Annotated in this window: 10 protein-coding genes; all 10 read left to right on the top strand. The window is 63.3% G+C overall.

Annotated features, from left to right (window positions below):
* Positions 1–451 (top strand): glutamate ligase domain-containing protein (locus tag WB402_RS05840; RefSeq protein ID WP_424205979.1); only part of this gene is annotated, 451 nt, incomplete at its 5' end.
* 247 nt (positions 452–698) lie between these two features.
* The gene (locus tag WB402_RS05835; protein WP_424205978.1) at positions 699–2,069 is read left to right on the top strand and encodes a UDP-N-acetylmuramoyl-tripeptide--D-alanyl-D-alanine ligase; all 1,371 of its coding nucleotides are present in this window, start codon (positions 699–701) and stop codon (positions 2,067–2,069) included.
* Positions 2,070–3,152 carry a phospho-N-acetylmuramoyl-pentapeptide-transferase gene (mraY, locus tag WB402_RS05830; protein ID WP_424205977.1) on the top strand — a complete coding sequence of 361 codons (1,083 nt, stop codon included), beginning with the start codon at positions 2,070–2,072 and terminating at the stop codon, positions 3,150–3,152.
* Positions 3,153–3,154: 2 nt separating this feature from the next.
* Entirely contained in the window at positions 3,155–4,510 is a 1,356-nt protein-coding gene (murD, locus tag WB402_RS05825; protein ID WP_424205976.1) for a UDP-N-acetylmuramoyl-L-alanine--D-glutamate ligase, read from the top strand.
* Entirely contained in the window at positions 4,507–5,673 is a 1,167-nt protein-coding gene (ftsW, locus tag WB402_RS05820) for a putative lipid II flippase FtsW (protein ID WP_424205975.1), read from the top strand. The genes murD and ftsW overlap by 4 nt, the downstream gene beginning before the upstream one ends.
* Entirely contained in the window at positions 5,670–6,746 is a 1,077-nt protein-coding gene (gene murG / locus WB402_RS05815) for an undecaprenyldiphospho-muramoylpentapeptide beta-N-acetylglucosaminyltransferase (RefSeq protein ID WP_424205974.1), read from the top strand. The genes ftsW and murG overlap by 4 nt, the downstream gene beginning before the upstream one ends.
* A complete protein-coding gene (murC, locus tag WB402_RS05810; protein WP_424205973.1) occupies positions 6,739–8,142 on the top strand; it encodes a UDP-N-acetylmuramate--L-alanine ligase in 1,404 nt (467 codons plus the stop codon). The genes murG and murC overlap by 8 nt, the downstream gene beginning before the upstream one ends.
* Positions 8,139–9,044 carry a UDP-N-acetylmuramate dehydrogenase gene (gene murB / locus WB402_RS05805; RefSeq protein ID WP_424205972.1) on the top strand — a complete coding sequence of 302 codons (906 nt, stop codon included), beginning with the start codon at positions 8,139–8,141 and terminating at the stop codon, positions 9,042–9,044. The genes murC and murB overlap by 4 nt, the downstream gene beginning before the upstream one ends.
* Positions 9,041–9,961 (top strand): D-alanine--D-alanine ligase, encoded by a 921-nt coding sequence (locus WB402_RS05800; RefSeq protein ID WP_424205971.1) that lies wholly within the window; start codon positions 9,041–9,043, stop codon positions 9,959–9,961. The genes murB and WB402_RS05800 overlap by 4 nt, the downstream gene beginning before the upstream one ends.
* On the top strand, positions 9,948–10,805 hold the full coding sequence (locus WB402_RS05795; RefSeq protein ID WP_424205970.1) for a cell division protein FtsQ/DivIB: 858 nt from the start codon (positions 9,948–9,950) through the stop codon (positions 10,803–10,805). Before WB402_RS05800 ends, WB402_RS05795 begins: the two co-directional genes overlap by 14 nt.
* The last annotated feature ends 1 nt before the right edge of the window (position 10,806 follow it).

Raw genomic sequence — 10,806 nt, 5'->3', positions numbered from 1 at the left:
TTTCGGCGGCGCGCGCGGTCTGCCGCTGGTGGTGGTGGACTATGCGCACACGCCCGACGCCTTGGAAAAAGTCCTGCTTGCTCTGCGTGAGCACGCGCGCGGCAAGCTCTGGTGCGTCTTCGGCTGCGGTGGAGACCGCGACCGCGGTAAGCGCCCAGTGATGGGCGAGATCGCCGAGCGGCTCGCGGACAGCGTGGTGCTGACCGATGACAATCCGCGGCACGAATCAGGTGACGCCATCATTGCCGATATTCTCCGCGGCATGAACGCTTCTCCCAAGGTCATTCGCGAGCGCAAAGCGGCAATTGCCGAGGCTATCGGTCACGCGGGTGAAGGCGACATCGTGCTCATCGCTGGCAAGGGACACGAGGATTACCAGCAGGTGGGCGATACCCGCCTGCCATACAGCGACCGCGACGCGGTGCGCGAATTGTTGGGGAGGGCGGCATGAGCAGGGAGCAGACGACCGCACATCGCAGAGCAGAGGTTCTTCTGGAGATGCGACCGCTGTACAGGATACAGGCGCCCCGAGTGCGGTCGTTGGCGTCCGCTCCGCTGCCCGATCCCGCATCGCGGGTCCCTCGGGCAACGCTCCGCGGCGCCCCCCACGTAGTGGGGATGCGACTGACCGCGAATGCCGCCAGACGCAGACAACGGGCAGTTAGGTGTGACGACACACTTTCGGAGGCGGAGGCGTGATGTCGCTATCGATTCTGGCCGACGTTCTGGATGCTCCACTGAGCGGACAGGACGTGGTGTTCACGGGCGTGAGTCATGACACACGCACGCTCGCGCGTGGCGATTTGTATGTTGCGATCAAGGGCGAGCACTTCGACGGACACAGTTTCCTGGCCGAGGCCATCAATGCGGGCGCGGCGGGTGCGCTGCTCGCACACGACATGGACACGCTGCTGCCCTATGTGCGCGTGCCGGATACGCGGCTGGCGCTCGGTAGTCTCAGCGCGTTCTGGCGCGGTCAGTTCAAGCAGATTCCCGTGATCGCCGTGACCGGCAGCAACGGCAAGACCACGGTCAAGGAAATGATCGGCGCGATCCTTGGCGAAACCGGCCCCGGTTGTGTCACGCGCGGCAATCTCAACAATGACATCGGTGTGCCGCTGACGCTGACGCGCCTGCGCGCGGAGCATCGTTACGCCGTGATTGAGATGGGCATGAACCATGCCGGCGAGATCGAATACCTTTCACGCCTGACCCGCCCGACGATTGCGCTGATCAATAACGCCGGCGAGGCGCATCTCGCTGGCGTGGGCACAGTCGGGGACGTGGCGCGCGCCAAGGGTGAGATTTTCACGGGCCTCTCTGCCGACGGCACCGCGGTGCTCAACGCCGACGATGCATATTTTTTGTTGTGGAAGGGGCTGGCCGGATCGCGCCGGTGCCTGACTTTCGGACTTGATCGCCCGGCAGACGTGAGCGCGGAGTACCGGCACACCGACACGGGCAGCGCTATCCATATCAAAACCACCACCCATGGAGACATCGACATGCGCGTACCACTTTTTGGTGCACATAACGTCATGAACACACTGGCAGCCACCGGCGCGGCGATCGCCGCCGGCGCTTCGCTCGAGCACGTGAAAACCGGACTCGAGAAACTGAAAACCGTCTCCGGTCGCCTCGAGGTGAAACCCGGCATCAGCGGGGCGCGCATCATCGATGACACATACAACGCCAATCCCGCTTCGGTCGCGGCGGGACTGCAGGTGTTGCGGGAATTCTCCGGCGAGCGCGTTCTGGTCCTGGGCGATATGGGCGAACTCGGGCCGGCCGCCGCCGACATCCATTTTCGCGTCGGCGAACTAGCCAGCCGCATCGGCGTCCAACGGTTGTTCGCCATCGGCGAACTGAGCCGCATTGCCGTGGGCGCCTTTGGCAAAGGCGCGCGTCATTTCGAATCGCATGCGGCGCTGATCGAGGCGCTGCAGGATTGCCTGCACGCGGAAATGACGGTACTCGTCAAGGGCTCGCGCGTCATGCGCATGGAGCAGATCGTCGCCGGCATCACGAAACCGTTGCCCGCCCCGGTCGAGAACGGGAGGAATCGCTAAGTGTTGTTCTATCTCTTCGAGCGGCTCGCGCACGAACTTTCGTTCTTCAACGTGTTTCGCTATCTCACGCTGCGCGGAATTCTCGGCGTGTTGACGGCGCTCGCGATCAGTTTCTGGATCGGCCCGGCGGTGATCCGCCGCCTTGGGGTTCGCCAGCTCGGTCAGACGGTGCGCAAGGACGGGCCGCAGAGTCACCTGTCCAAGGCCGGCACGCCGACCATGGGTGGAGCGATGATTCTCATCGCCGTATTCATCGCCACGCTGCTGTGGGCAGATCTTTCCAACCGGTTCGTGTTGGCGGTGCTGTTCACCACCGCGGCCTTCGGTGCCATCGGCTGGGTGGATGATTACAAGAAAATCATCAACAAGGATCCGCGTGGAATTGGCGCGAAGGCCAAGTTTTTCTGGCAGACGGTTGCCGGCTTGGGCACGGCGCTGTTTCTTTACTACACCGCCAAGAGCTCGGCTGAGACCACGCTCATCGTGCCGGTGTTCAAGAACATCATGATCGACCTGGGTCCGATGTACATCCTGCTCGCGTACTTCGTGATCGTAGGTTCCAGCAATGCTGTGAACCTCACCGACGGTCTCGACGGTCTGGCAATCATGCCTACGGTCATGGTGGCGGGAGCGCTCGGTATCTTCGCCTACGTCATGGGCCACATCAAATTTTCCGCCTATCTCGGTTTTCCCTATATCGCTGGCGCGGGCGAGGTGCTGGTGATCTGTGGCGCCATGGTTGGCGCAGGGCTCGGGTTTCTTTGGTTTAACACCTATCCGGCGATGGTATTCATGGGGGACATCGGCGCGCTGGCGCTGGGCGCGGCGCTCGGCACGATCGCCGTGTCGGTGCGCCAGGAAATCGTGTTGTTCATCATGGGCGGTGTGTTCGTGATGGAGACGGTGTCGGTAATGCTGCAGGTGGCGTCGTTCAAACTCACGGGCAAACGCATTTTTCGCATGGCGCCGCTGCATCACCATTTCGAACTGAAAGGCTGGCCCGAACCTCGGGTGATCGTGCGCTTCTGGATCATCTCGCTGATCTTGGTGTTGATCGGGTTGGCGACATTGAAGATTCGTTAAACATGAGTGCGGTGCTGATGACCAAGACGGAGACAAAACGCGCGCTGGTGGTGGGCCTCGGGCTCACGGGGATGACCTGCGTGCGTCACCTCGTTGCGCGCGGCTATGACGTCACTGTAGTGGATACGCGTGATCAGCCGCCCAAGCTGGATGAGCTGCGGCGCGAATTTCCGCGCGTGCTGGCGCATACCGGCGGACTGCCTGCCGCGGTCTTCAGCGATCCGGGACTGCTCGTGGTGAGTCCCGGCGTGTCGGTCAAGGAACCGGCCGTTGTCCGCGCCGTCGGCGCTGGGGCGCAAGCCATCGGCGATATAGAGCTTTTTGCGTGTGAGGCTACGGCACCGGTGATTGCTATTACCGGCGCCAACGGTAAAAGCACGGTGACGGCACTTACCGGCGAAATGTGCCGGCGTGCGGGGCTCCAGACCGCCGTGGGCGGCAACATCGGCGTGCCGGCACTGTCGCTGCTTGGCGATCGGGAACCGGACGTGTACGTGTTGGAACTGTCGAGCTTCCAGCTCGAGACCACTCACAGTCTCAACGCACGCGCCGCGACGGTGCTCAACATCACGCCGGATCATATGGACCGATACCGTGATATCGGCGAATACGCCGAGGCCAAGGCGCGTGTCTTCCGCGGCAACGGGACCATGGTGCTCAATGCCGACGATTCCCGGGTGATGCGCATGCGCCAGTCGGGACGGCGCACGGTCAATTTCAGTCTGGGACGTCCGTCGGAGGCACAGGATTATGGTCTTGATGAAATCCGGGGCGAGACCTGGCTGGTGCACGGCACGCAGCCGCTGATGAGCGCACGCGAAGTGCCGCTCGCCGGCCGGCACAATCTGGCCAACGTATTGGCCGCGATGGCGTTGGCCGAAGCCGCCGGGGTTGTTCCCGAACACGCTTGCGCCGCGGTGCGTGAATTCAAGGGGCTGCATCATCGCACCGAACTCGTGGCCGAGCATGACGGAGTGCGCTGGTATGACGATTCGAAGGGCACCAATGTCGGTGCCACCGTTGCGGCTCTCAACGGCATGACGGCGCCGGTGATTCTCATCGCCGGCGGAGACGGCAAAGGCCAGGATTTCAGCGAATTAACGCCGGCGTGTGCGCAGCATGCGCGCGCCGTGGTGTTGATCGGGCGCGATGCGCCGCTGATCGAGGCCGCCCTCGGCAACGTCGTAACCGCACGCCGCGCCAAAGACATGCACGAGGCCGTGCGCTTCGCCGCCGGTCTCGCGCAACCGGGCGACGTGGTGCTGCTGTCGCCGGCCTGTGCGAGTTTCGACATGTTCCGCAACTACGAACATCGCGCCGAGGTGTTCCGCGAAGCTGTACGCGAGGTAACAACATGAGCGCCGTAATGACGGCCGGAACGACGCGCGCCGCAGGCCGATCGCGCCCGGCGTGGGATCCGTGGTTGCTCGGGTGCACGTTTGTGCTGCTCGCGCTCGGTGTGATCATGGTGTACTCGGCGTCGGTAGCCTATGCCGACCGCGAAATGCATAACAGCGTGTATTTTTTGATACGCCATGCCGCCTACGCGGTGCTGGGCGTGCTGTTCATGGCGTTCACGATGCATACGCGCGTCCGCTGGTGGGAAAAGGCCGGACCGTTTCTGCTGCTTCTCGGTATTGCCTCGCTCTGCGTGGTGCTGGTGCCGGGCATCAGCGTACACATCAATGGCAGTTCGCGCTGGATCAGGCTCGGTATTGTCAACCTGCAGCCGTCGGAGTTCATGAAACTCTTCATGGTGGTGTATGTCGCCGGGTATCTGGTGCGCAAGCAGGAGTCGCTGAAGAACTTCACCCAGGGAATCGTGATGGTGAGCCTCGTGGTTGCGGCGATCGGCTTGCTGCTGCTGCTGGAGCCGGACATGGGTTCATTTGTGGTGATCACCATCACGGTGTTTTCCATGCTGTTCCTCGGCGGCGTGCGCTTCTGGCACTTCATGTGTGTGCTCGGCGCCGGTATCGGCAGCATGGTGCTGCTTACCTTCATCTCGCCTTACCGTATGGCGCGCGCAACGAGTTTCCTTGACCCCTGGGCCGATCCTTACAATACCGGTTTCCAGCTGGTGCAAGCGCTGATCGCTTTCGGCCGCGGCGAGTGGTTCGGGGTGGGTTTGGGCGCCAGCGTCCAGAAACTCTTTTACCTGCCGGCGGCACATACCGATTTCGTTTTCGCGGTGATGGGCGAGGAACTCGGGCTTATTGCCGTGCTGGGCGTCATGGCGGTTTTCGGCATCGTCATCGCGCGCGCCTTCGCCATTGCGCGTCAGGCGGAAGCCGCCGGCCAGATCTACGGTTCGCGGCTGGCGCAGGGGCTAGGCCTGCTGCTCGGCAGCCAGGCGATGATCAACATGGGCGTCAACATGGGCCTGTTGCCGACCAAGGGGCTGACGCTTCCGTTCGTGAGTTATGGCGGATCAAGCATGATCGTGAGCTGCATCGCCATGGGCCTGTTATTGCTCATCGGCCGCGAGGCGCGTGCCAGCGGCTGGGGGAGGGCTGGATGAGCTGCGTGCTGATCATGGCGGGTGGCACCGGTGGACATGTCTTCCCGGGGCTCGCCGTCGCACGCCGGCTCCTGGAGAAACGCGTGCAAGTGGTGTGGCTCGGTACGCACCGCGGCCTCGAAGCGCATGCCGTACCCGCTTCGGGACTGGCGATCGACATGGATTGGTTGACGATCCAGGGCGTGCGGCGCAAGGGTTGGCTGCGCTGGCTGCTGCTGCCATTCACTCTTATATATGCGATGGCGCAGGCGTTCCGGGTCTTGCGCCGGCGCAAGCCGGATGTGGTGCTGTCCATGGGCGGATTCGTCGCCGGGCCGGGCGGTTTAATGGCGTGGATCACGCGCACGCCACTGCTGATTCACGAGCAGAACGCGATCCCCGGCATGACCAACAAGTGGCTCGCACTGATCGCCGATCAGGTGCTGAGCGGATTCCCCGATGCTTTCGGTAAACACCTGGCTGCCCGTCCGGTGGGTAACCCGGTGCGTGACGAGATTGCCACGCTGCCGCCGCCGGAAGAAAGGTTGGCCGCGCGCCAGGGAAACCTGCGCTTGCTTGTCGTGGGCGGAAGCCAGGGCGCAAAAATATTCAACGACACCGTGCCTGAGGCGATCAAGTCGCTGCCCTCCAAGACGCGGCCGGAAATCTGGCATCAATGCGGACGTAACGCCGCCGCGGCAGTGCAGCAAGCCTACGCCGATGTGCCCGCCCGTGTGACGGAATTCATCGACAACATGGCCGAGGCCTATGCGTGGGCGGATGTGGTGCTGTGTCGCGCCGGTGCCATGACCATTGCCGAACTGGCCGCCTCGGGTTCGGCGGCAATTCTCGTTCCTTATCACTACGCCGTGGACGATCACCAGACTGCCAACGCGCGGTTTCTCTCGGAGCGCGAGGCGGCGGTGCTCGTGCCGTCGCCGGAACTGACACGCGAGCGCCTCGCCGAGCTGCTCACCGGTTTTGCCGCGAATCGCGAGCTGCTGATAAAAATGGCGCGTGCCGCGCGTCACCTGGCTGTGCTTGATGCCGCCGACACCGTTGCCGGCGCGTGTATAGGAGCGATCGATGCGTGATCGGGTGAAACGCGTGCACTTTGTCGGCATCGGCGGCGCGGGTATGTGCGGTATCGCCGAAGTGCTGCACAACCTGCAATTCGAGGTGTCCGGCTCGGATGTGCGTGAATCGCCGAACACCAAGCGCCTCGTCTCGCTCGGAGCGAAGGTCAGCATCGGCCACGATCCGAAGCTCATCAAAGGCGTGGACGTGGTCGTCGTGTCCTCGGCGGTGGATGAGAACAATCCGGAGGTGTGCGCCGCGCGCGTGGCCAAGATCCCGGTGATTCCGCGCGCCGAAATGCTGGGCGAGTTGATGCGCCTGCAACGCGGCATCGCCATTGCCGGCACGCATGGCAAGACCACGACCACGAGCCTGGTGGCGAGCTGCCTGGCCGAAGGTGGGATCGATCCGACCTTCGTGATCGGTGGGCGCCTGAACAGCGCCGGCACCCACGCGCGTCTCGGTCGCGGGCAATATCTCGTGGCCGAGGCCGACGAGAGCGATGCCTCGTTCCTGCATCTCGCGCCGTTCATGGCGGTCGTGACCAACATCGACGCTGATCACATGGCCACCTACGGCGGCGACTTCAACCGCCTGAAGCAGGCGTTCGTGGATTTCCTCCAGCAGCTGCCGTTCTACGGACTGGCGGTGCTGTGTCACGACGATCCGGTGGTGCGCGAGATTGTCCCGCGGGTGCATCGGCCGGTGCTGACTTACGGTACAGCCCCCGATACCGATCTGCGCGCGGTCGATATACGTCAGGACGGAATAAAGATGCACTTCACCGCCGAGCTGCGCGGCCGCAAGAACTGGCTGACGGTGACGCTCAACCTGCCCGGACAGCATAATGTACTGAATGCGCTGGCCGCCATCGGGATTGCGCACGAACTGGGCGTCGAAGAGCCTGCCATCGCGCGTGCACTCGCCGGATTTGCCGGCATCGGTCGCCGTTTCCAGATCAACGGACGCAAGGCACTGGACGGCGGCGATGTGATCCTGGTGGACGACTATGCGCATCATCCGCGCGAGATCGCGGCGACGGTGGCGGCGGCACGCGCGAGCTGGCCCGAGCGGCGGCTGGTGGTGGTGTTCCAGCCGCACCGCTACACGCGCACGCACGATCTGCTCGATGATTTCAGCACCGTGCTCGCGGATATCGACACGCTGCTGGTCACGGAGGTCTATGCCGCTGGCGAGACGCCAATCAGCGGCGCGGACGGGCGCGCGCTGTGTCGCGCCATCCGCGCTCGCGGCAAGACCGAACCGATTTTCCTGGAGGACGTGAGCGCGTTGCCGCAGGCGCTGGCCGACGTGCTGCAAGGCAACGACGTGTTGCTCACGATGGGCGCGGGCAGCATCGGCGGCATTGCCTCTGCGCTACCGCAGACCCTGCGAACGGGGAGCGGCGGATGATGCCGGCGAAATCGCACACCAGTCTCCGCGGCCAACTGCTTGTCAATGAGCCGATGGCGCACCATACCAGCTGGCGCGTCGGCGGGCCCGCGGACCGTCTCTACATCCCGGCCGACCTCGATGACCTCGCGGCATTCATGAAGTCGTTGCCGCCGCAGGAAGCGCTGCATTGGGTGGGCCTGGGAAGCAATCTGCTGGTGCGCGACGGTGGCGTGCGCGGCACGGTGATCATGACCAGTGGCGCGCTGAATGCACTGGGTATTTTGCGCGAAGGCGTGGTGCGCGCCGAAGCCGGTGTGGCCAGCGCCAAGGTCGCGCGCTTCTGCGCCGATCGCGGCATGGTCGGTGCGGAATTTCTCGCCGGCATCCCCGGCACCGTGGGCGGCGCGCTGGCCATGAACGCCGGCGCCTTCGGCGGGGAGACGTGGAAGATCGTGGCGGCAGTGGAAACGATCGATCGTCATGGTGAACGACGTACACGCCAGCCCACGGATTATCAAATCGATTATCGAAAGGTCAGCGGGCCGCAAAACGAATGGTTCGTAGCCGCCCATTTCCGGCTCGGTGCCGGAGACACGATGCAGGGCAAGAGTCTGATCAAGACTTTGCTTACCAGGCGCGGTGCCACCCAGCCGACGCAACTGCCGAATGCGGGCTCCGTCTTCAAGAATCCGACAGGGGATTTTGCCGCGCGTCTGATCGAGTCCTGCGGCCTCAAAGGCGCTTGCGAGGGCAATGCCTGCGTGTCCAACCTGCACGCCAACTTTATCGTCAATACCGGCGGCGCGACGGCGGCCGATATCGAGCGACTGATTCGGCGTGTGCAGACAGAAGTGGAAAAGCGGCAGGGCATCCGGTTGGAGACCGAAGTGCGGATGATCGGCGTGGAGCGAGGCTCATGAGGCGGGGAAATTTCGGCAAAGTGGCGGTGCTCATGGGTGGACCTTCCGCCGAACGCGAAGTTTCGCTCAAGAGCGGCAATGCGGTGCTCGCGGCCCTGAAGCGCCAGGACGTGGATGCGCACGGCATCGACGCGGACAAGTCCACCTTGAGACTACTGGAGGACGGCGGGTTCGATCGTGTGTTCATCGTGCTGCACGGACGCTGGGGCGAAGACGGCGTCATCCAGGGCGCACTCGAAGTACTGGACATCCCGTATACCGGCAGCGGTGTGCTCGGGTCGGCGCTGGGCATGGACAAACTGCGCAGCAAATATCTCTGGACCGCGGCAGGCATCCCGACGCCGGAATACGCCATGCTCGAGCCCGGCATCGATCTCGGCAAGGTCGCCGCGAAACTGGGGCTGCCGATGTTCGTCAAGCCGGCGCGTGAAGGTTCAAGTCTGGGCATCAGCAAGGCCAAGACCGCGGCGGAGCTGAAGGCGGCTTGGGAAACCGCGGCGAAGTACGACGATCAGGTGATCGCCGAACGCTTCATCGATGGCGCCGAACTGACTTGCGGGATTCTCGGAGATCGCGCGTTGCCGCTCATCCGGATCGAAACCGACCGCGAGTTCTACGACTACGAGGCGAAATACATTCTCGACACCACGCGTTATCTCTGTCCCTGCGGTTTGCCCGCGGACCGGGAACGCGCGATCCAGGCCCTAGCGCAACGGGCGTTTGATGCGCTCGGTTGCTCCGGCTGGGGCCGGGTGGATTTCATGCTCGACAAGGCCGGTCAGATCTACGCACTGGAGGTGAACACGGTGCCGGGAATGACCGATCACAGCCTTGTGCCCAAGGCCGCGAAACAGGCGGGAATGGATTTCGATCAACTGGTGTTGCGCATACTGGAGACCGCGGATGTCAGACGCTGATTCGGCGCGGCGAGATTCGGACGAGAGCATAAGCCTGTTCAAGGCCGCGTTGCTGTTGTTCGCACTGCTCTTCGTGTTACTGGTGCTGGCTTTTGGCACCGACAGGCTGCTGCGCACCGACAACTTCCCGGTGCGGAACGTGCGTTTCGAGGGCGAGTTCAAGCATGTCACCCAGCAGGAACTGCAGGCGGCGGTCATGAGCGTCGTGCATGGGAATTTTTTCCTGCTCAATCTCGATGCGGTGAAGGCACGGGTGGAGTCGTTGCCCTGGGTTTACAAGGCCTCGGTGCGGCGCCAGTGGCCGCAGGACGTGTACGTCCGGTTCACGGAACAGCAGCTGGCGGCATATTGGAGCGATGGCGCGTTTCTCAACCAGGCGGGCGACGTGGTGCGCGTGAAAGCCGATGACCTTCCTGCAGAGTTCCCGCGGCTCGAGGGACCGGAGGGAACTGGCGCGCAGGTGCTCGAACACTATAAAAGTCTTGGCCGCATTCTCGCGGCGGCTGGATTGAAGCTGGAACGGGTCATACTGACACCGCGACGCACCTGGCGGTTAGTAGTAACGAATGGTGATGGTCAGGGAGGTACAAGTGTCGCAGGAGGACGGATACCGGGAGCAACAATGACAATCGTGCTCGACCGCGAGCAGCCCGAACGCAAACTCGAGCGCTTTGCGCGCGTATATGTGCAGTCATTTGCGTTGCTGGCGTCCGACATCCGGCAGGTGGATCTGCGCTATGCCAACGGTTTTTCAGTGGAGCAGGCCGGCGGCCAGACCGCCGGCCATCACGACGCGCCCGGCCGGACAAGTATCGGACGCGCAGCAATGGACAACAAGGGGTAAC

This window comes from Sulfuricaulis sp., assembly GCF_049587675.1.
In the GTDB taxonomy this organism is placed as follows: Bacteria; Pseudomonadota; Gammaproteobacteria; order Acidiferrobacterales; family Sulfurifustaceae; genus Sulfuricaulis.
This window is presented reverse-complemented; position numbering and strand designations above follow the sequence as displayed.